This is a genomic window from Cellulomonas hominis (assembly GCF_901521055.1).
In the GTDB taxonomy this organism is placed as follows: Bacteria; Actinomycetota; Actinomycetes; order Actinomycetales; family Cellulomonadaceae; genus Cellulomonas; species Cellulomonas endometrii.
This window is the reverse complement of record NZ_CABEGA010000010.1, coordinates 56,085-75,714: the sequence shown is the minus strand read 5'-3', so window position 1 is coordinate 75,714 and position 19,630 is coordinate 56,085. Positions and strand designations below refer to the sequence as shown.

At 76.9% G+C, this 19,630-nt stretch carries 21 protein-coding genes and 1 riboswitch; of the genes, 7 read left to right on the top strand and 14 right to left on the bottom strand.

From position 1 onward, the window contains the following. Positions 1–144 precede the first annotated feature (144 nt). Positions 145–633 carry a VIT1/CCC1 transporter family protein gene (locus tag KJP73_RS02005; RefSeq protein WP_349628268.1) on the top strand — a complete coding sequence of 163 codons (489 nt, stop codon included), beginning with the start codon at positions 145–147 and terminating at the stop codon, positions 631–633. A gap of 13 nt (positions 634–646) precedes the next feature. Here the strand turns inward: KJP73_RS02005 and KJP73_RS02000 are convergent, their stop codons facing one another. From KJP73_RS02000 to KJP73_RS01985, 4 genes are all read right to left on the bottom strand, one after another. Beyond that, positions 647–1,393, bottom strand: a complete 747-nt coding sequence (locus tag KJP73_RS02000; RefSeq protein ID WP_213281083.1) for an energy-coupling factor transporter transmembrane component T family protein — start codon at positions 1,391–1,393, stop codon at positions 647–649. After that, positions 1,390–2,985 carry an ABC transporter ATP-binding protein gene (locus KJP73_RS01995; protein WP_433995135.1) on the bottom strand — a complete coding sequence of 532 codons (1,596 nt, stop codon included), beginning with the start codon at positions 2,983–2,985 and terminating at the stop codon, positions 1,390–1,392. The genes KJP73_RS02000 and KJP73_RS01995 overlap by 4 nt, the downstream gene beginning before the upstream one ends. A 112-nt stretch (positions 2,986–3,097) precedes the next feature. After that, positions 3,098–3,721, bottom strand: coding sequence for an ECF transporter S component (locus tag KJP73_RS01990; RefSeq protein ID WP_249669018.1), 624 nt, complete (start codon positions 3,719–3,721; stop codon positions 3,098–3,100). Continuing rightward, entirely contained in the window at positions 3,714–4,376 is a 663-nt protein-coding gene (locus tag KJP73_RS01985) for a YkoF family thiamine/hydroxymethylpyrimidine-binding protein (RefSeq protein ID WP_213281081.1), read from the bottom strand. The genes KJP73_RS01990 and KJP73_RS01985 overlap by 8 nt, the downstream gene beginning before the upstream one ends. A 57-nt stretch (positions 4,377–4,433) precedes the next feature. After that, positions 4,434–4,542, bottom strand: a riboswitch (TPP riboswitch). Positions 4,543–4,589: 47 nt separating this feature from the next. On the opposite strand from KJP73_RS01985, the gene ybaK reads away from it, so the two are divergent. Beyond that, on the top strand, positions 4,590–5,087 hold the full coding sequence (ybaK, locus tag KJP73_RS01980) for a Cys-tRNA(Pro) deacylase (RefSeq protein ID WP_213281080.1): 498 nt from the start codon (positions 4,590–4,592) through the stop codon (positions 5,085–5,087). A 23-nt stretch (positions 5,088–5,110) separates the two neighbouring features. Here ybaK and KJP73_RS01975 read toward each other — a convergent pair whose 3' ends face one another. Further along, positions 5,111–5,929 (bottom strand): ABC transporter permease, encoded by an 819-nt coding sequence (locus tag KJP73_RS01975; protein WP_213281079.1) that lies wholly within the window; start codon positions 5,927–5,929, stop codon positions 5,111–5,113. After that, a complete protein-coding gene (locus tag KJP73_RS01970; protein ID WP_213281078.1) occupies positions 5,926–6,918 on the bottom strand; it encodes an ABC transporter ATP-binding protein in 993 nt (330 codons plus the stop codon). Before KJP73_RS01970 ends, KJP73_RS01975 begins: the two co-directional genes overlap by 4 nt. 96 nt (positions 6,919–7,014) lie before the next feature. On the opposite strand from KJP73_RS01970, the gene KJP73_RS01965 reads away from it, so the two are divergent. The 4 genes from KJP73_RS01965 to KJP73_RS01950 are packed head-to-tail and all read left to right on the top strand — an operon-like array spanning position 7,015 to position 9,509. Then, positions 7,015–8,028 carry a helix-turn-helix transcriptional regulator gene (locus KJP73_RS01965; RefSeq protein ID WP_213281077.1) on the top strand — a complete coding sequence of 338 codons (1,014 nt, stop codon included), beginning with the start codon at positions 7,015–7,017 and terminating at the stop codon, positions 8,026–8,028. Positions 8,029–8,038: 10 nt separating this feature from the next. After that, the gene (locus KJP73_RS01960; RefSeq protein WP_213281076.1) at positions 8,039–8,812 is read left to right on the top strand and encodes a YggS family pyridoxal phosphate-dependent enzyme; all 774 of its coding nucleotides are present in this window, start codon (positions 8,039–8,041) and stop codon (positions 8,810–8,812) included. Continuing rightward, a complete protein-coding gene (locus KJP73_RS01955; protein ID WP_213281075.1) occupies positions 8,809–9,174 on the top strand; it encodes a YidH family protein in 366 nt (121 codons plus the stop codon). Before KJP73_RS01960 ends, KJP73_RS01955 begins: the two co-directional genes overlap by 4 nt. Continuing rightward, positions 9,171–9,509, top strand: coding sequence for a DUF202 domain-containing protein (locus KJP73_RS01950; protein WP_349628269.1), 339 nt, complete (start codon positions 9,171–9,173; stop codon positions 9,507–9,509). The genes KJP73_RS01955 and KJP73_RS01950 overlap by 4 nt, the downstream gene beginning before the upstream one ends. Positions 9,510–9,533: 24 nt before the next feature. Here KJP73_RS01950 and KJP73_RS01945 read toward each other — a convergent pair whose 3' ends face one another. The 8 genes from KJP73_RS01945 to KJP73_RS01910 all read right to left on the bottom strand — a co-directional run bounded on the left by KJP73_RS01945 (position 9,534) and on the right by KJP73_RS01910 (position 18,332). After that, positions 9,534–9,932: a YccF domain-containing protein gene (locus KJP73_RS01945; protein WP_213281073.1), complete on the bottom strand. Its 399-nt coding sequence runs from the start codon at positions 9,930–9,932 to the stop codon at positions 9,534–9,536. 64 nt (positions 9,933–9,996) lie between these two features. After that, complete coding sequence (locus KJP73_RS01940; protein WP_213281072.1) at positions 9,997–11,073, bottom strand: lipoate--protein ligase family protein; 1,077 nt, start codon at positions 11,071–11,073, stop codon at positions 9,997–9,999. Positions 11,074–11,129: 56 nt separating this feature from the next. Beyond that, positions 11,130–11,936, bottom strand: a complete 807-nt coding sequence (locus KJP73_RS01935) for a sensor domain-containing protein (RefSeq protein ID WP_213281071.1) — start codon at positions 11,934–11,936, stop codon at positions 11,130–11,132. 34 nt (positions 11,937–11,970) lie between these two features. Beyond that, positions 11,971–13,113 (bottom strand): glycerate kinase family protein, encoded by a 1,143-nt coding sequence (locus KJP73_RS01930; protein WP_213281070.1) that lies wholly within the window; start codon positions 13,111–13,113, stop codon positions 11,971–11,973. Then, entirely contained in the window at positions 13,110–14,885 is a 1,776-nt protein-coding gene (locus tag KJP73_RS01925) for an alpha-amylase family glycosyl hydrolase (RefSeq protein WP_249669017.1), read from the bottom strand. The genes KJP73_RS01930 and KJP73_RS01925 overlap by 4 nt, the downstream gene beginning before the upstream one ends. Further along, positions 14,882–16,207 (bottom strand): glycoside hydrolase family 36 protein, encoded by a 1,326-nt coding sequence (locus KJP73_RS01920; protein ID WP_213281069.1) that lies wholly within the window; start codon positions 16,205–16,207, stop codon positions 14,882–14,884. The genes KJP73_RS01925 and KJP73_RS01920 overlap by 4 nt, the downstream gene beginning before the upstream one ends. Beyond that, positions 16,204–17,277, bottom strand: coding sequence for a Gfo/Idh/MocA family protein (locus KJP73_RS01915; RefSeq protein WP_213281068.1), 1,074 nt, complete (start codon positions 17,275–17,277; stop codon positions 16,204–16,206). The genes KJP73_RS01920 and KJP73_RS01915 overlap by 4 nt, the downstream gene beginning before the upstream one ends. Then, positions 17,274–18,332 (bottom strand): zinc-dependent alcohol dehydrogenase, encoded by a 1,059-nt coding sequence (locus KJP73_RS01910; protein WP_213281067.1) that lies wholly within the window; start codon positions 18,330–18,332, stop codon positions 17,274–17,276. Before KJP73_RS01910 ends, KJP73_RS01915 begins: the two co-directional genes overlap by 4 nt. A gap of 145 nt (positions 18,333–18,477) precedes the next feature. On the opposite strand from KJP73_RS01910, the gene KJP73_RS01905 reads away from it, so the two are divergent. Next, positions 18,478–19,620 carry an ROK family transcriptional regulator gene (locus KJP73_RS01905; RefSeq protein ID WP_213281066.1) on the top strand — a complete coding sequence of 381 codons (1,143 nt, stop codon included), beginning with the start codon at positions 18,478–18,480 and terminating at the stop codon, positions 19,618–19,620. Positions 19,621–19,630 lie beyond the last annotated feature (10 nt).

Genomic DNA, 19,630 nt, shown 5'->3' with positions numbered 1-19,630 from the left:
ACCCCCCGCGGCCCGCCGCGGACCTGCCCACCGCCGAGCGCGCCCGCGCGGAGCCAGTTCTGACCTGCGGGGGCATCGCGGAGCTGTCGCCGTAAGGACAGGCAAACCTGCATCTGCGCAGGTCAGAACTGGCTCCGCGCGGGCGTGCTCGGCGCCAACGACGGCATCGTCTCCGTGGCCGCCACGGTCGTGGGCGTGGCCGGCGCCGCGACCGGGGTGTCGACCCTCGCCGTGGCCGGCGTCGCGGCGCTCGTCGCCGGTGCGCTGTCGATGGCCGCCGGGGAGTACGTCTCCGTGAGCAGCCAGCGGGACGCCGAGCGCGTCCTGCGGGACCACGGGCTGCGCGACGCCGACGAGGGGCTGACGAACCCGTGGCACGCGGCGCTCGCGTCGCTGCTGGCCTTCGTCGCCGGCGGCGTCGTCCCGCTGCTCGTCGTGCTCGCCCCCTGGGGCGGCGGGCGGATCGTCGCCACGTTCGCGGCCGTCGTGCTCGCGCTCGTCGTGACCGGCACCGTCAGCGCGCGCCTCGGTGGTGCGCCCGCGGGCCGCGCCGTGCTGCGGAACGTCGTGGGCGGCTCGGTCGCGATGCTCGTCACCTACGGCATCGGCGCCCTGGTCGGCCTCGCGGTCTGACGCCCGGGCGTCCTCACCCGCCCAGGAGCCGTCCGCCGACCACCACGACGGCGACCACGGCGAGCACCACGGCCGCGAGCCCGGCGTCGCGGACGCCGAGCGGCACCGGGCGCCAGAGGCTGCGCGGCCGCGTGGACAGCCCGCGCGACTCCAGCGCGAGCGCGATCCGCTCCGCGTCCCGCACCGACGAGACCAGCAGCGCGAACGCCGAGCGCCCCAGGTGCCGCCACCCGCCGCGGGGCCGCCCGTCGCGGGCCAGCGGGGCGCGGACCAGGTGCGCCGCCCGGATCGTCGCCCACCGGCGCGGCAGCCCGGCGAGCACCCGGTGCCCCGCCAGCAGCGCGTAGGCGTAGCGCGGGCCGACCCGGGCGTGCTGCGTCAGGCTCACCATGAGGTCCCGCGGCGGCGTGCTGGCGAGGAACGCCACCGTGCACACCCCGATCACCAGCCCGCGTGCCGCGAGCGCCGCCCCGACGGCGAGGCCCTCGCGCGTCACCGGCACGACCGCGCCCTCGACCAGCGGTGCGCCGGGCCGGCTCAGCGCGTTCACCAGCAGCACGCCGACGGCGAACGTCCAGAAGGGCACCTGGGCGCGCAGCAGCGTCGGCCCGCGCACCCCGGCGGCCCAGCGCGCCGCGGCCAGCCCGAGCAGGTACAGGACCAGCAGCGTGGCCGTGTCCAGCAGGGCGAGCGTCACCACCGACACCGCGACGACGAGCGCCAGCTTGACGGTCGGGTTCCGGGCCTCGAGCAGCGTCACGCGACCGGCACCTCCGCCCGCACGGGGGCGCGGCGGTCGAGCGCGACGAGCGCGTCCCGGAGCCGCCCGGCGTCGTCGACCGCGTCGGCCAGCCACCGCAGCAGCTGCTGCGGCCGGAGCCGCGCGGCCGCGAGCAGGTCCGCGTCGCGCAGCAGGGCGAGCGGGTCGACGTCCGCGACCAGCCGGCCCTCGGCCACCACGAGGACGCGGTTCGCGCACGTGGCCACCGCCCGCAGGTCGTGGCAGGAGAACAGCACGCCCCGCCCGTCCCGCGCCGCGTCGGTCAGCGCCCGCAGCGCCCGGGCGGTCCCGAGCCGGTCGAGCCCGAAGGTCGGCTCGTCGGCCAGCAGGAACGGGCGGTCGTGCACCAGCATCGCGGCCAGGCTCAGCCGTCGCTGCTGGCCGCCGGACAGGCGGTGCGGGTCCCGGTCGGCGAGCCGCGTCAGGCCGAAGTCCGCGAGCGCGGCGTCGACGCGCGCCTGCGTCGCGGGTCCGGGCGGGAGGCCGACGGCGACCTCCGCCCGCACCGTGCTGCCCGCGAGCTGGTGCTCCGGGTTCTGCAGGACGAGGCCCGGCCGTGGCCCCTCGACGGTCCCCGCGACCGGCGGGAGCAGCCCGGCGAGGCACGCGAGCAGCGTCGACTTGCCGGCCCCGTTGGGCCCCACCAGCGCGACGACCTCGCCGGTGCGCAGCGTCAGGTCGAGGTCGCGCAGGACCGGGGCCGGGGCGGGCGCGCGCCGGCTCCCCCGCGCACGCGCGGGCGACACCGCCAGGCCTCTCGCGGCCAGCACGGGCGCACCCGCGGACTTCTCCGCGACGGCTGGCGACTGCGCCGACGGTGCCGGCGGCGCCCCGGACGCCAGCTCCAGGAGCCCCCGGCGGTGGTCGGGCGACCCGACGGGGCCGCCGAGGACCGCGGCGAGCTCGACCTCCAGCGGCAGCCAGCACCCGCGCGCCAGCAGCTCCGGCCCGGCCTCGGCCGCCACGTCGCGCGCGGGGCCGTCGTGGGTCACCCGCCCCGCCCGGTCCAGCACGACCCAGCGCCCGGGGAGCGCCGCGAGCCCGGCGTCCCCCGCCAGCTCGTCCAGCCGGTGCTCGACCAGGACGCACGCCGCCCCGGTCGCGTCCCGCACCGAGCCCAGGGCGTCCCGCACCGCCGCGACGCCGTCGCCGTCCAGCATCGAGGTCGGCTCGTCCAGCAGGAGGAGGCGCGGCCGGGCGACCACCGCGGCGGCGAGCGCGACGCGCTGCAGCTCACCGCCCGAGAGCGCGTCCGTCCGCCGCCCGAGCAGGTGCGCGGCCCCCGTCGCGTCCAGGGCGGCGCCCACCGCGGGGCCGATCGACGCGGGGTCCGTCCCGAGGTTCTCCAGCGGGAACGCGACCTCGTCCGCCACCTCGGTCAGGCACACGCCGGTCTCCGGGTCCTGGGCCAGCACGCCGACCACGTCCGCGAGGCCCGCCACACCGTGGTCGGCGACGACGCGGCCCGCGACCTCGACCGTGCCGGTGACCCGGGCCGGCACGGCGTGCGGCACGGCGCCGTGCAGGCAGCGCAGCAGCGTCGACTTGCCGGAGCCGGACGGGCCGAGCACCAGGACCTGCTCCCCCGGTGCCAGCCGCAGGTCGACCGGCCCGATCCCGTCGCCGCCGGGGAACACCGCCTCCAGGCCCCGCGCGACGAGCACGTCCGCCCCCGGAGCGGTCTCAGTCGGCACGACGTGCTGCCACGGGCGCTCCGTCGGTCGTCGCCCGCCCGATCGCGAAGCCGTCGAGCACGCCGGTGCGGTGCAGCGCGTCGACGACCACCCGCGCCAGCAGGCCCCCGAGCAGCACGCCCGACGCCGCCTGGAGCACGAACCGCAGGAGCAGCACGTCCTGCCCGTACCAGCCGAACCGGAACGCCGACCACACGAACACCAGGCTCGCCCCGAGCAGCCCCGACACGGCGAACCGCGCCCAGCCGAACCGGCGGTAGCGGCCGAGCGCGAACGGGATCTCGCTGCCCAGGCCCTGGAGCAGGGCGGCCACGACCAGCAGCGGCCCCACCGGCGACCCGAGGAAGACCACCTCGACGACCGACGCCAGCACCTCCGCGAGCACCCCGACCCCGGGGCGGCGGATGATCGCGAGCGCGATCGGCGCGACGAGCAGCCAGCCGCCCAGCAGCACGTGCTGCGCGAGGTCGCCGGCCGGCCCCATGAGCAGGGCCAGGCCGTTCCACGCCTGCACGAGCGCCCAGTACAGGAAGCCGAAGACGACCCCGAGCACGACCATCAGCACGATGTCCTTGGTCGCGAGCGGCCTGCGCCGCGCCCCCGGCTCAGCCACGGGTCCGGGACGGGCTGTTGAGGGACAGGGTCACGTGGCTGGTCACGTGCTGCACGCCGCGCCCGACCCGGGCCCACGCGCCGACGACCGTCTCGACCACCGCGCCGACGTCGCCCTCCAGCCGGGTCACGAAGTGCTCCGAGCCGCGGAACGTCCCCGCGACCCGGGCCAGCTCGATCGCCGCCTCGATGTCGCGCATGTGGTCGGGCACGACCCCCGCCCGCACGTCGTCCACCAGCGGGTAGAGCGCCCACTCGGCGACGGCGACCCGCCCGGTCCGGCGGCCGGGCGGCAGGTCGACCGGGCGGGGCCCTGCGCCGCCGGGCAGCTCGCAGCGGACCTCGCCGGGGCAGCCGCGGGACAGGTGCAGCGTCACCGCGGCGTGCTCCCCGGTGGCGGCGACGGCGTCCACGAGGTCGGTCAGGTAGCGCAGCAGGTCCGCCTCGTGGCCGCCGACGTACGTGCTGACGTCGCCCGTCGCCACGACCAGGCCGCTGCGGTCGACCCCCGCGAGCACGGAGAGGATCACGTCCGCGTAGTCGTCCGCCATCACGGCCACCGTCACGCGCGCCCCCACGCCGAAGCGCAGCGGGTCCTCTGTGAGGTCCTCTGCCCCGTCGGTCCGCGGGTGCGGGGCGGTACGGGTCCCGGTCATCGTCGTCCTCCTGCGCTGGTCGGTCTCAGCACGGGAGGGCGCACGGACGGGAGTCCGGCGTCCTGCGATGTCGCTCCCTGCGCTGGCATGACCCAGATCAGGTTCTACGGTCGGAGTTCGAGTACTCCCTCTCAGCCCGGCTCACCGGACTCCCGTGCTGCTCGGAACGCTAGCAGCAGGTCCCGGGGTGCCGCACCGTCCTAGGGTGGGCCCGTGAGCCGGTCGAAGCAGTCGCCCTCGGGGACGCCCGCCCTCGCGGCCCTCGCCGCGGCCGGTGTCCCGCACACCGCCCACCCGTACGAGCACGACCCGCGCAGCACCGTCGGCTACGGCCTGGAGGCGGCCGAGGTGCTGGGCGTCGAGCCCGAGCGGGTCTTCAAGACGCTGATGGCGTCGGTCGACGGCGAGCTCACCGTGGCGGTCGTCCCGGTCACCGGGAAGCTGGACCTCAAGGCGCTCGCGCAGGCGGCGGGCGGCAAGAAGGCCGTGATGGCCGACCCCGCCGCGGCCGAGCGCGCCACCGGGTACGTGGTCGGCGGGATCTCCCCGCTCGGGCAGAGGACGCCGCACCCGACCGTCGTGGACGAGACGGTCTGGCTGTTCGACACGGTGCTGGTCTCGGGCGGCCGGCGCGGGCTGGACGTCGAGCTCGCGCCCGACGACCTGGTCCGGCTCACCTCCGCGACCGTGGCGGCCGTCGCCCGGGACTGAGCCCGGGCGACGGCCGCCACACGTCATCGCGAGCTGCGCGCGAGCGTCCGCACCCCGACCAGCAGCCCGAGGGCCGCGGTCAGCACCGCCGCGACCGCGCCCCACAGCACCGTGCTCGACACCACGTCCCCGGCGAACAGCGCGCGCTCCGCGTCCACCACGTACCGCAGCGGGTTGAGGTCCGCCGCGACCTGCATCCACCGCGGGCCGGTCTCCAGCGGCAGCAGCATCCCGGACAGGATGAGCAGCGGGAACAGCAGCGTCTGCTGCACGACCCAGAACATCCAGTCCTGCTTCCGGACCGCGATGGCGAGCGCGTAGGACAGCGAGCCGATGCCGACGCCGAACACCGCGAGCACCAGCAGCCCGATCAGCGCGCCCACGGGGTCGAACGTGAACCCGAACGGCAGCATCACGGCCAGCACCACCACGGACTGCGCGACAATCGGGACCATCTCCTTCCAGGAGCGCCCGACGAGCTGCGCGGACCGGGCCAGCGGCGTGACGAGCAGCCGCTCGTGCGCGCCGGTCTGCATCTCGAACAGCAGGTTCGCCCCGGTGGTCGAGGTGCCGAACAGCGTGGTCATCACCAGGATGCCGGGCACGAACCACGCCCACACGTCGCCCCCGGGCAGCCCCGCGCCGACCGAGCCGGCGAGCAGCGGCCCGAACAGCGCCAGGAACACGACCGGCTGGATCAGTCCGAACACCACCGAGAACGGGTCCCGGAGCGTCGGCATCAGCTCGCGCGTCATCACGAGCCACGCGTCGCCCCACCAGGACCGCGACGCCTCGCGCGCGGGCAGGGTCTCGGTCACGGGTGTCGTCGTCGTCGCGGTCATGCCGCCACCTCCACGGGCTCGCCCGGCCGCGCAGCGCCCTCTTCGCGCAGGCTGCGGCCGGTCAGGGACAGGAACACGTCGTCGAGCGTGGGCTGGTGCCCCTCGGCGCGGGCGACGCGGATGCCGCGCGCGGCGGCCTCGGTCAGGACGGCGGGCAGGGCGGTCGGGGCGTCGGCGACGCGCGCCTGGACCGCGAGGCCGTCGACGCGGACGTCGCGGGCGCCGTCGGCCCGGGCGAGCACCGCGGCGAGAGCGGGGGCGTCGGCCGGGTCGGCGACGGCGAGCGCGAGCCGGTCGCCGGCGAGGGTGTGCTTGAGCGCGGCGGCGGTGTCGTCGGCGATCACCTGCCCGTCGTCGACGACGACCACCCGCTCGGCCATCGAGTCGGCCTCGTCGAGGTAGTGCGTCGTCAGGACGACGGTCATGTCGTGGGCCGCGCGCAGCCGCAGGATGTGCTCCCACAGGTTGGCGCGGTTGTGCGGGTCGAGGCCCGTCGACGGCTCGTCGAGGAACAGCAGCCGCGGCGCGTGCACGAGGCCGAGCGCGACATCGAGGCGCCGGCGCTGGCCGCCGGACAGGTCCGAGACCTTCCGGCGCGCGAGGGGCTCGAGGTCCAGCTGGGCCATGAGCTCGGCGGCGCGGCGCCGGGCGTCGCGCCGGTCGAGCCCGTAGACGACGCCCTGGACCACGAGCTCGTCGAGCGCCCGCTGGGCGTGGCCGGCGCCGTTGCCCTGCCCGACGTACCCGATGCGCCGCCGCACGGCTGCGGGCTGCTCCCGGATGTCCGCGCCGGCGACGCGCGCGGTCCCGGCCGTGGGGGCGATCAGCGTGGTGAGCATCCGGATGGTGGTGGTCTTGCCGGCCCCGTTCGGGCCGAGGACGGCCACGAGCTCGCCGGGCGCGATGTCCAGGTCGATGCCGCGCACCGCGTGCACCGTCTCGCCCTTGCCGCCCGCGAAGTCCTTGGTCAGTCCGCTGGTGTGGATCACAGCGCCTCCCTCAGTTAGGTCTGTGTCGGTGGAGATCCCCACCCTGCTCCGGGTAGCGGTCAGATCCTGTCCGCTACCGGGTGCAGACTTCGGGACATGTCGACCCACCTCGGCGCCGAGCCCGCGACACCGTCGTCGCGCCTGCTGACCCTGCTCTCGCTGCTCCAGACGCGCCGGGACTGGCCCGGGGACGTCCTGGCGGACCGCCTCGGGGTCAGCCCGCGGACCGTCCGGCGTGACGTCGACCGGCTGCGCGTCCTCGGCTACCCGGTGCACGCCACCAAGGGGCCGGAGGGCGGGTACCGGCTGGCCGCCGGCACCGCGATGCCGCCGCTCATGCTGGACGACGAGCAGGTGGTGGCCCTCACGGTCGCGCTGCAGGTGGCCAGCACCGGGGTCGACGGGCTGGACGACGCGGCCGCCCGCGCCCTGGCGACGCTCCGCCAGGTGCTGCCCGCGCGCCTGCGCACGCGCGTCGAGGGGCTGGAGCTCACCGCGGTGCGCCGGCCGGAGGGGCCTCCCGAGGAGCGCGTCGACAGCGAGACGCTCATGGCCGTCGGCGCGGCGATCCGGGCCCGCGAGGTGCTGCGGTTCGACTACCGGGCTCCGGGCGACGGCACCGGCCGCCCTGCCGACCCCGCGCCCCGCCGCGCGGAGCCCCACCACCTCGCGACGCGCGGGCGGCGCTGGTACCTCGTGGCGTGGGACCTCGACCGCGCCGACTGGCGCACGTTCCGCGTGGACCGGGTGCAGCCGCGCACGCCGACGGGGCCGCGGTTCGAGCGCCGGACGCTGCCCGCCCCGGACGTCGCCGCGTACCTGCAGCGGCAGTTCTCCGGGGTCGCGCTCCCCTGCCGGGGCGAGGCCGTGCTCGAGGCCCCGGCCTCGGTGGTCGCCCGGTGGGCCGGCCCCACGGACGTCGTCGAGCCGATCGACGCGCACCGGTGCCGGATCGTCTCCGGCTCGTGGTCCCGGGGCGGGCTGGCCGCCTCCCTGGGGATGTTCGACGTGCCGCTGACCGTGGTCGGCCCGCCGGAGCTCCGGGCGGCGGCGCGGGAGCTGGCCGGGCGGTACGCGGCGGCCTCCGGCGCGGGCGCCGCCACCGGTTAGGGTCGGGCACATGACCTCGGGGGCGACGGGCGTGGCGGAGCGGCTCGCGCGCGTCCGCGCCCGGATCGCCGCCGCCGAGGCGGCCGCCGGCCGGCAGCCCGGGTCGGTGCGGCTGCTGCTGGCGACCAAGACCCTCGACGCCGCGACGGTCCGGTCGGCCGTGCTGGCGGACCTGGCGGCGACCGCGACCACCGCGGGCCCGGCGCGGCGCGCGCTGATCGGCGAGAACCGCGTGCAGGAGCTCGTCGCCAAGGCCCCCGACCTGGCCGACCTCGCGCCGGAGCTGCACGTGATCGGGCCGCTGCAGTCCAACAAGGTCAACGCCGCGCTGCGCTGGGCGACCTGCGTGCAGAGCGTCGACTCCGCCGCGCTGGCCGAGCGCCTGGCCCGCCGCTGCGCCGACACGCACCGGACCCTGGACGTGCTCGTGCAGGTGAACGTCTCGGCGGAACCGACCAAGCACGGGGTGGCCCCGACGGACGCGCTGGACGTGGTCCGCGCGGTCGCCGGGCTGGACCGGCTGCGGCTGCGCGGCTTCATGACGGTCGGCGCGAACACCACCGACGACCGCGAGGTCCGCGCCGGCTACTCCGCGCTGCGCGACCTGCGGGACAAGGTCGCGCACTCCGGCGAGCCGGGGACCGCCGACGCCCTGGAGCTGTCGATGGGGATGAGCAGGGACCTGGAGGCGGCCGTCGCCGAGGGGGCCACGATCGTCCGCGTCGGGACGGCGGTGTTCGGGGCCCGGCCCGCGGCGACCGCGACCCCCGGGGCGCCGGCGTGACCGACGACCGCCGGTTCCCCCGCTCGGTCTACGGCCGCGGCGACGAACCGGACGCCCGGTTCTCGCTGGCCAACGAGCGGACGTTCCTCGCGTGGCTCCGCACCTCGCTGGCGCTGCTGGCCGGCGGGGTGGCGCTCGAGGCGCTGGAGCTGCCGCTGCACCCCGGCCTGCGCCTCGCCGCCGCGGTGGTCCTCGTCGTGCTCGGGGTGCTCGCACCCGTGCAGGCGTGGGCCGGCTGGGCCCGCTCCGAGCGGGCGATCCGCGAGCGGCGGCCGCTGCCCGCGCCGGTGCTCGCCGGCCCGCTGGCGGCCGGCCTCCTCCTCGCGGGCGCGCTCGTGCTGCTCGGGATGGTGCTGCCCTGAGCGGCGACGGCGCGACCCCGCCCGGGGTCCAGGCGGAACGGACGACGCTCGCCTGGCACCGGACGGCGCTGTCGCTCGCGGTCGGTGCCCTCGCGGCGGGCCGCGTGCTGGAGCCGGTCACCGGGGCGTGGGTGTGGGCGCTCGCGGTGACTGGCGCCCTCGTGGCCGGCGCGCTCGGGTGGGCGGGGGGCCGGCGGTCCCGGGCGTGGGCCTTGGTGCTGGCCGGCGGCCACGGCAGCCCCGCGGTGCGTGCACCGGGTGCGGGCCTGCTGGCTGCCGCGGCGCTCGGCAGCCTCGTGCTCGGCGGCGCCGCGGCGGCGCTCGTCCTGGCCTGAGCGGGGGGCGGGCGTGGGCGCCGGTCAGCGCCCGTACGCCGCGAACGGCCGGTCCGTCGGCACGATCTCCTTGCCGAGCGGCACCAGGGACACCGGGATCATCTTGAGGTTGGCGATCGCGAGCGGGATCCCGACGATCGTCACCGCCTGGGCCACGGCGGTCGTCACGTGCCCGATCGCGAGCCAGATGCCCGCCACCAGCACCCAGATCACGTTTCCGACCGCCGACATCGCGCCCGCCCGCGGGTGGTCGACGACCGTCCGGCCGAACGGCCACAGCGCGTAGCCGGCGATCCGGAACGACGCGATGCCGAACGGGATCGTCACGATCAGCACGCAGCAGACCACGCCCGCGAGCACGTACCCGAGCGCGAGCCAGATGCCGCCGAACAGCAGCCAGATGATGTTGAGGAGCGCCTTCACGATCCCCAGCCTGTCAGCCGGTGCGGCCCCCGCGCATCGGGGAGGTCCCCGACGCGACCCCGGTTCACGGCACGCGCACGGTCCACTCCGGGTTGCCGAACTTCGTCTCGACGAGCTCCTGGGCCCGCGCGAGCTCCTCGGGCCGCAGCGCACCGTCGACCGTCCGGTACCGGGACCGGAAGTAGGCGATGAACGCGTCGATCACGGCCTCGCGGGGCATGCCCGTCTGGGACCGCACGGGGTCGACGCGCTTGTTCGCGCTGGCGGTGCCCTTGTCCGACAGCTTCTCGCGGCCGATCCGGAGCACCTCGACCATCTTGTCCGCGTCGATGTCGTACGCCATCGTCATGTGGTGCAGCACGGCGCCGCCGGCCAGGCGCTTCTGCGCGGAGCCCGCGATCTTGCCCGCCGGGGAGGCGATGTCGTTCAGGCCCGAGAACGTCGCCGTCACCCCGACCTCCGCGAGCGCGCCGATCACCCAGTCGTCGAGGAACCGGTACGACTGCTCGAACGACAGGCCGTCGACCAGGGACGCCGGCACCACGAGCGAGAACGTGATGCAGTTGCCGGCCTCCATGAACATCGCACCGCCGCCGGAGATCCGCCGGACCACGGTGACGTCGTGCTTCGCCACGCCCTCGGGGTCGACCTCGTTGCGCAGCGACTGGAACGAGCCGATGAACACGGCGCGCTCCTCCCACTCCCAGAACCGCAGGGTGGGACCGCGCCGGCCCGCGGCGAGCTCCTCGGTGAGCACCTGGTCGAGCGCCCCGAGCACGGCCGGCGGCAGCGGACCCGGGTGGATCAGCTCGAACGTGTGGTCCTGCCAGCTGGTCGCGTGCCCGAGCGCGCGGCGCACCGCGATCGCGACGGCCTCGGCGGAGAAGCCGACCATCTGCACGGGCACGTCGAGCCGGCCGTCGGACTCCGCCCGGCGCAGCCCCGCCTCCACCGCCGCGGTCAGGTCGGGCACCCGCGCCTCGGCGGGCTGCCCGCGCAGCGCCTCGTCGATCACCGCCAGGGCCGCGTCGGGCTCCAGGAAGAAGTCGCCGCTGACGCTCACGTCCGCGAGCGCGCCGTCGACCACCTCCACGTCCGCTGCCACGAGCTTGCCACCGGGGACCTTGTACTCACCGCGCACGGTCCCGATCGTAGGCCCCTGACCGGGGCGTCCGGCGGGACGACCTCCGGACGGGCTCAGCCCAGCGCGTCGAGCGCGCGCTGGGCGCTGCTGCGGGCGACCGCCGCGAGCACGCCCGGGTCGGCCGGGACCACCGCCGCGTCCGCGCCCGAGACGGTCGTCGTCACCAGGGCGTTCGCGGCCAGCGCGGTGACCTCGACCTCCGGGCTGCTCGCCCCCTCGGCGGTGAGCGTCATGCGGCGCACCACGGTGGACACCGCGCCGCGCGCGGTCGTGGGCTGCTCCGCCGACCAGGCCGCGCCGTCGACGCCCGGGGTGGACTGCTCGTAGGTGTCGCACGCGCCCAGCGTGCCGACCAGCGCGTCGAACGCGTCGCCCGCCGCGGTCGCGTCCGCCAGCACCATCACGGACTGGATGACCGTGACCGTGTCGTCGGTGGCGAACTGCCGCTGGAACACCTCCGGCTCCTGCTCGACCACCGTCACCGCCGGGGTGCACTCCGACGGGGACACCCGGGACCCGGTCGGCAGCCCCCACCGGGCCTCGTCCGCGGCGTCCAGGCTCAGGCCCGCGGCGTCCGGCACGGCCTCCGCGAGCTCCGCGTCGGTGAGGAACAGGTCGGCCGCGGACGCGGCGTCGAAGCCGGCCCCCACCGTGGGTGCGGGCGCGGTGCTGCCGGCCGGTGCGGGCGTGGTCGTGCTCGACGAGGCCGATCCGGTGGCCTGCGCCTCATTCGCCGCCGGAGCCGTCCACGGGTGCCACGCGAGCAGCACGCCCGCGGCGAGCGCCACGACGAGCACCAGCAGCCACGGCCAGAACCGGGCGCGGCCAGGGGTGCCCTCCGGCGGCGTGGGCTCGGCCATCGGCTCCTCCTCGGGCAGGGCGGCGACCCCCACGCTAGGGGTGGGCGGCGCGCCGCGCGAGGGCAGCCACCAGGGCCGTGACCTCCGCCGCCGTGCGCGCGAGGGCGGCGGCGGTGACCGCCGGGTCCATCGCCTCCTCGAGCGCCAGGGGCCCCGGGTGGATGCCGAACACGGCGTCGAACGGCGCCCCCGAACCCACCTCGACGGAGCCGGCGAGCGCGACCACGACCGCGCCGGCCGCCCGCCCGAGCGCCGCGACGCCCGCCGGCGCCTTGCCGTGCGCGGTCTGCGCGTCGAGGCGGCCCTCCCCCGTGAGCACCAGGTCGGCGCCCTCCAGGGCGGCCGGCAGCCCGACCGTCCGCGCCACGTAGTCGAACCCCGGCTCCCGCCGGGCGCCGATCGCGAGCAGCGCGGCTCCGAGCCCCCCGGCCGCGCCGGCGCCGGGCAGGTCCGCGACCGGACGCCCAGCGGCCTCCAGCGCGGCACCCCATGCGCCGAGCCGCTCGTCGAGGTGCCGCACCTGGTCGGGCGTCGCCCCCTTCTGCGGCCCGAACACGTGCGCCGCACCGCGCGGTCCGTGCAGCGGGTTGTCCACGTCGGTGAGCACGAGCAGCTCCACGTCCCCGAGGTCCGGCAGCGAGGCCGGGTCGAGCGACCCGAACCGCCAGAGCGGGTTGCCCGCCGCGGCCTCGACCGGACGGCCCGCGTCGTCCAGCACCCGCGCGCCCAGCGCGACGAGCAGCCCGAGCCCGCCGTCCGTGCACGCCGTCCCGCCGAGCGTCACCGCCACCCGCCGGGCGCCGCCGTCCAGCGCGTGCCGCAGCAGCAGCCCGACCCCCGCCGACCCGGCCCGCGGCGGCAGCCCCGCGTCGACCGGGCCGGCCTGCGCCAGGCCGACGCACGCCGCCGACTCGACCACCGCCGTCGGCCCGTCGTCGAGCAGCACGTACTCCGCCCGGACGGGGCGCCCCACCGCGTCGAGCGTCGGTGCCACGACCCGGCGACCGGGGACCGCCCGCAGCAGCGCGTCGATCGTGCCCTCGCCGCCGTCGGCGACCGGCAGCACGCGGACGTCGGCGTCGGGCACGGCCCGCAGCACGCCGGCCCGGGCCGCCTCCCCCGCCTCCGCGCTGCCGAGGCTGCCCTTGAACGAGTCGAGCGCGATCACGACCTTCACGGGCGCAGCCACACGTACCCGTAGGGCGGCAGCACCGGGTCGACGTGCGCGGTGCCCGTGAGCACGTCCGTCCCGCTGAACCCGTCCAGCGTGACGGGTGCGCCCGACACGTTCGTCACCGCCACGACCTCCTCGGGGGTGCCCGCGGCGCGGCGGACCACCAGCGCGCGCCCGGCGACGACCGACACGTCCTGCGGGGCGAAGGGGTCGAACCCCGACTGGCCCGCCCGCACGGTGAGCATGTGCCGCAGGCCGGTGAACACCTCGCGCCGCCGGCCGGGTCGCCGCAGCTCCGCGTCGAGCTCGTCCGCGTCGAGCCGCGCGCGGTTGACCCGCCGCGCGATCCCGGACGCCGTCATGCCCGCGACGTCCTGCGGCGAGCCGAGCAGCGAGTGGTAGTAGACCGCCGGCACCCCGGCCAGCGAGAGCAGGATGCTGTGCGCCGCCAGTCCCCGCGTGACGACCTGCGCGTCGTGGTCGGCGGCGCCGGGGTCCGCGAGCGCGTCCAGGAACCCCACGTTGAGCTCGTACATCCGCTCCCGGCCGGCCGGGTCGGTGGCCATCGACACCCGCCCGCCGTGCGCGAGGGCCCGCCGGGCGAGGGCGTCGCGGGCGGCGTCGTCGAGCAGCCCCTCGCTGGGCCGCATGCCGATGCCGTCGTGGCTCGCCAGGAAGGTGAACCACGTCGCCGTGCCGCTGACGGCGCCGACGCCGGCCGCCCACGCGCCGAGCACGTCCGCCCGGCCCTGCACGAACGCGTCCAGCACCAGCGGGGGCAGGGCGAACTGGTAGACGAGGTGGGCCTCGTCCCCGCCGTCGCCGAAGTAGGACACGTTCTCCGCGTGCGGCACGTTCGTCTCGGTCAGCACCAGCGTGCCGGGCGCGACGTGGTCGAGGACCGCCCGCCACGCCTTGATGACGGCGTGCGTCTGCGGCAGGTGCAGGCAGGTGGTCCCGGACTCCTTCCAGAGGAAGCCGATCGCGTCGAGCCGGATGGTGCGGGCGCCGTGCGCGACGTAGCCGAGCAGCACGTCGGTCAGGTCGAGCAGCACGCGGGGCTCACGGACGTCGACGTCGACCTGGTCGGGGCCGAACGTCGTCCACGCCTCGACCTCGCCGGGGCCGTCGCCGCGCCGGTAGCGGTGGTGCAGCGGGCTGGTCCTCGGGCGCACCACCCGCGCGTCGTCGAACGCGGGGTCCCGCTCGATGAAGTAGCCCGCGAGCTCGGGGTCGCCCGCCAGCCACCCGGTGAACGACGGGCTGCTCGCGGACATGTGGTTCGCCACGAGGTCCAGCATGACGCGCCGGTCGCCCGCGAGCGCCTCCACGTCCCGCCACGTCCCCAGGGCCGGGTCGATCTGCCGGTGGTCGACCACCGCGAACCCGTCGTCGGACGTCCACGGGTAGACCGGCAGCAGGTGCACGTCGGTGATCGCGGACCCGACGTGCTCGTCGAGCACGTGGCGCAGCGTCTGCAGCGGCGGCTCCCCCGCGCGCTGCACGGCGTCGGCGTAGGTGATGAGGTACGCCGTGGACTGGTCCGGCAACCGGGCCTCCCGGTGCGGCAGGCGCTCCGACCACCGCTCCGCGAGGTCGAGCAGGTCCGCCCGGACGCGCGGGGCGTCGTCCCCGTACAGCGGGTCGAGCAGCGGGCGCAACGCCTCGTCGAGCGCGGGCCGTTCGAAGGCAGGCCGGTCGAAGGCAGGTCGGTCGAAGGCGGGCCGGTCGACGCCGGGCGCCCCGGGCGCGCGACGGGGCCACACGGCCGTCACCGCGGCACCGCCGCGAGCACCACGTCGTCCGGGAACGGACCCGCGGGCGGGTCGTCGGTCAGCAGCCGGCGCGCAGCGGCCAGTCCCCACTCGTCGAGCCCGGCCACGCGGTCGGAGAACGAGCGCAGCCCGCCGAACCGCGTGACGACCCGGTCCCACTCCTCCCGGAGCGCGAACTGCGGCCGCAGCACGGCGCAGTCGGGGTCGTTGGCCCACAGCCGCCCGTGCTGCCAGGCGCGCGCCTCCAGCGGTGCCCGGCCGCGCAGTCCGGCGGAGCCGTCCTCGGCGCCCTCGTGGAACGTGTCGGGCGAGACGCGCATGGCGTCGACCAGGCCGACGCTCGGCAGGATCGGCGCGCCGCACCCCACGAGGTACACGTCCGGCCCGAGCAGCTCGCGCAGCAGCCGGAGCCCCGACCGGTAGGCCTCGGTCCCGGAGGCGGCCCGGTCGTGCCGCGCGCCCGGGACGGCGCCGGCGTAGAGGAAGTCGGCCTTGACGTACCGGACCCCGAGGTCACGGACCCGCTCGGCCGCGGCGGTGAGGAGGCCCCGGACGCCGGGGTGCGTCAGGTCGAGCCCGACGAGCCGGTCGCCCCAGTTGAACCCGGCGTCGCCGACCAGCCACTCCGGGTGCTCCCGCGCGACCGTGCTGCCCGCGCCGACCACGAACGGCGCGAGCCAGACGCCGGTCTCCCGCCCGGAGGCCCGGATCTCGGCGACGAGGTCGGCCACCGGGCCGAACTCGGGCCGCGGGGCCAGGCGCTCGCCGGTGCTGCGGAGCCAGCCGTCGTCCAGCTGCACCACGTCCACCGGCAGCTCGTGCTCGTCCAGCGCGCGGACGTTCTCGGCCACGTCGGCCGCGGTGACGTCCTCGAAGTACTGGTACCAGGAGCACCACACCCGCGGTGCCGGCGGCCGCGGGGCGGCCACCCCGGCGGCCGGGGCCCACGCGTCCGCGAAGCCCGCGAACGCGGCGGCGACGTCCCGTGCCTCGGCGACCGCGACCGGGCCGTCGGCGTGCACCGTGACGTGCCCGGGCTCGACGTGCACGTCCAGGGACGGCACCTCGCCCTCCGGGTCCGTCGCGCCGTACACGCGCACCGGCCCGCCGTCGCCGGGGTCGACCACGACGAGCCCCTCCCCGCGCAGGACGCCGTCGGGCACCGGCCGGCCGGGCCGGCGGCGCATCGCCGCCTCCACGTCGTGCGCGGGCGGCGCGGGCCAGGGACGGTCCGGGGTCCACCAGCCGGTCGGGCTCCAGCTCTGCCAGCCCTCGGTGTAGATCCGCGCGCGCGGGGACGCGACCGTGCCGACGGCCCTCACCGCGGCACCCCTGGCAGGTCCAGGCCGAGCCCCGTGACGGGCGTGCCCGCGCGCACCGCCGCGAGGGCGGCGGCACCGAGCCGCACCGACCCGGCGACGTGCGCGACGCCGTTCTCGGGCTCGCGCCCCTCCACGACCGCGCACTGCAGCTCGCCCATCGCGCCGGCGAAGCCGTCGACGAACCACTGGCCGTCCAGGGCGTAGGTGGTCGTCGTCCCGTCGGCCTCGAGCGCCACCCGGTCGGAACCGAGCAGGATGCTGCCGCGGATGGTCCCGCGGGTGCCGTGCACCCAGAACGGGCACCCGCCGTCCCGCGTGCGGGCGTCGCCGACCACGCGGATCGACGCGCTCGCACCGCCGGCGGTGCCGACGTGCACCGAGGCGTGCCACGGGTTGCGGGCGTCCGCCGGCTGGCCCGGGACCCGGGAGTCCTGGGCCATGACGGTCTCGACGCGCGCACCCTCGAGCCAGCACCGTGTGATGTCGAACCAGTGCACCAGGTAGTCGGCGAGCAGCATGTGGTCGAGGTCGTCGAACGGCGTCCCCGCGATCGGCGGCAGCGGCTTGTCGTGCAGGTGGGTGACGCCGACGACGTCGCCGACCGCGCCCGACCGGATCAGCTGGGTGGTCACGCGCCAGGCGGGCGCCCACCGGCCGTTCTGGTTCACCGCGACCCGCTGCCCGCTCCCGGCGGCCCGCGCGGCGACGTCCTCCAGCACGGCCAGGTCGTCGAGCGTGGCGACCACGGGCTTCTGCGCGAGCACGTGCTTGCCGGCCGCGAGGCACCGCTCGACGAGCTCCACCCGTCCCACCGGGCCGGTCGCGATGTCGACGACCTCCACCCGCGGGTCGGCGAGGAACTGCTCGACGTCGTCGTACGCCGTCGCGTCCGCAGGCAGCACCGCGCCGAGGTCGGCGGCTCTCCCCGGCCGGTCGCACGCGGCGACCACCGGGACGCCGTACGCGGCGTAGGCGGGCAGGTGCGCGGTGCGGGCGATCTGGCCGCAGCCCAGCAGCCCGACGCCGAGAGGGCGCTCGGGGAACCGCGGCCGGTGGTCGTGCACGCTCATCGGAGGTCCTCCCCCGCGGCGTCGAACCGGAGGACGGCCTGCAGCACCGTCGGGTCCCCGCTGTCGAGCAGGGCGAACACGGACGCCACGTCGGCCGCGTCCACGACGTGCGTCACGAGCGACGCCACGTCCACCGCCCCGCGGACGGCCTGGTCCATGAAGACCCGCACGAGGCGCGGCTGGTCCCACCGCGTCGCGAGCTCCGCCGGGGCCCCCGAGATCTGGCTGGAGACGAGCCGCACGCGGTTGTGGTGGAACTCCTCGCCCAGGCGCAGGGCGTCCGCGCCGCCCTGGTAGAAGCCGGACGCCGCGACGGTGCCGGTGACCACGACGGACCGGATCGCCTCGTGCAGCGCCGCGGTGCTGCCGCTCAGCTCGATCGCCGCGTCCGCGCCGCCGCCGGTGAGCTCGCGGACCGCGGCCCCCGCACCGCCCGGGACGTCCGCGGGGACGAGGTCGTGGGCACCGAGCTCGCCGGCGGCGGCCAGCCGGCGGGGCTGGGCGTCCACCGCGAGCACCCGCGCCCCCGAGAGCACCGCCAGCCGGGTGGCGAGCAGCCCGATGACGCCCTGGCCGAACACCGCGACGTCCTCCCCGAGCCGGGTGCCCGCGGCGAGCAGGCCGTTCAGCGCGATGGAGCCGACGCGCGCGAAGACGCCGACCACCGGGTCCACCCCCGCGGGCAGCGTGCGACCCGCGAGCGCCGCCGCGGGCAGGACCGCCTCGGAGCGGTGGCCCCAGATCCCGTGGACGACGTCGCCCACGGCGAGGTCCTGGACGAGCGCGCCGACCTCCACCACCTGGCCGACCTCGGAGTAGCCCCAGCCGACCACGGGGTAGCCGAACGTCGGCTCCCCGTCCGTGAACAGCCGGCGGTCCGCGTCCCACGACCGCGTCAGGTAGGGGTTGGAGCCGCGGTAGGCGGTCAGCTCGGTGCCGGCGGAGACGCCGGAGTACCAGGTCCGCACCCGGACGGCGTCCTCCCGCAGCGGCTCGGCGGGGCAGGAGACGAGCTCCACCCTGCCCGGAGAGGTGAACTGGACGACTTCAGGCACGACGCTGGTCCTTTTCCGCCGGGGGATGGTGCAGTCTGACCACCACGTCCGCTGTGCCGACAGCGTCGGCAACATCGGGCTAATGGATAGACTTATGGTGTACAGGAGTTAAGCACATTCGCTGGGCAGAAGGAAAGGACGGCCGGTGGCACCAGGAGTGGGAGACGTGCTCGCGCTCATCCGCAGCGGGCAGGCTGTGACCCGGGGCGACGTCCTCGAGCTCACGGGCCTGTCGCGGATGACCGTCGCCCAGCGGGTGGACCGCCTGCTCGAGACCGGCCTGGTCGTCGAGAGCGGCACCGACCGGGCCACCGGTGGCCGCCGGCCGCGCCGCCTCCTGTTCAACGACGCGCACGCGCACCTCGTCGCGGTCACCGTGGCGACCCGGCACACGCGCGCGGCGGTCACCGACCTGGCCGGCACGGTGCTCGCCCGCGGCGCGGCGGACGTGGCGGTCGCGGACGGGCCGGAGCGCACGCTCGCCGTGGTCGGCGACCTCGTCCGGGACCTGCTCGGGGAGGCCGGCACCACGCAGCTCGCCGGCGTGGGGATCAGCGTGCCCGGGCCGGTGGACCCGGCCACGAGCAGGCCGTCCCAGCCGCCGATCATGCCCGGGTGGGACGGGTACCCCGTCGCGGACGTGCTCGGCGACGCCCTCGGCGCACCCGTGCTCGTCGCGAACGACGCCGACGCGGAGGCGGTCGGCGAGCACGCCGCCGGTGCCCCGGTGCCGGCCCTCTGCTACGTCAAGGTGTCGACGGGCATCGGCGTCGGCATCGTGCTCGCCGGGGCGGTCTACCCCGGTGCGGACGGCGGCGCCGGGGACATCGGGCACGTGAAGATCGCCGGCCACGAGGACGCGCTCTGCCAGTGCGGGGCGCGGGGCTGCCTCGCCGCCGTCGCCTCCGGCAGGGCCGTCGCCCGTGAGCTGCAGGCGCTGGGGCACGAGACGGCGTCCGGCCGCGACGTGCAGGCGCTGCTCGAGCGCGGTGACGCCGACGCCACCGAGGCCACCCGCGCCGCGGGCCGGACGATCGGCCGGGTGCTCGCGACCGTCGTCTCGCTGCTCAACCCGAGCACCGTCGTGCTCGGCGGCGACCTGGCGTCCGCCGCGCTGCTGACGGGGGTGCGGGAGACGGTCTACCCGCTCTCCCTGCCCCGGGCCACGCGCCACCTCGACATGCGGCTCGCCCGCCTCGGCGAGGACGCCGGCGTGGCGGGGCTCGCGCGGATGCTCGTCGACCGGGAGTTCGCGGCGGACGCGGTCAACCGCCGGCTGGGCGGCTGACCGCGTCGTC